At 36.1% G+C, this 241-nt stretch carries 1 pseudogene; it reads right to left on the bottom strand.

Annotated elements, in window-relative coordinates:
* Positions 1 to 241: pseudogene (locus SH09_RS17400) on the bottom strand (relaxase/mobilization nuclease domain-containing protein); the annotation flags it as partial.

Here is a 241-nt window from a genome sequence, read left to right as displayed (position 1 = left end):
AACGTGTCTGCATATTCATCGTATTCTCGTTCTTCTTCTCGTTCTCGTCTGAATTTCTCGATTGCAAAGCCATTTTCAATCACTCCTTTGTCATAAGAATCGCCCAACTTATTCCCACGTTCTTTTTTATCTTCTTCAATGTGTCTATACGTTACGTTGTTTTTCGTTACTCTCGTGATTTCAACACCTTTTTCTTTTAGCAAAGTATTAAATTCTTCAAAGTCTACTGCGTTATCCTTTG

The sequence above is a fragment of the Staphylococcus gallinarum genome (assembly GCF_000875895.1).
GTDB lineage: Bacteria > Bacillota > Bacilli > Staphylococcales > Staphylococcaceae > Staphylococcus > Staphylococcus gallinarum.
This window is presented reverse-complemented; position numbering and strand designations above follow the sequence as displayed.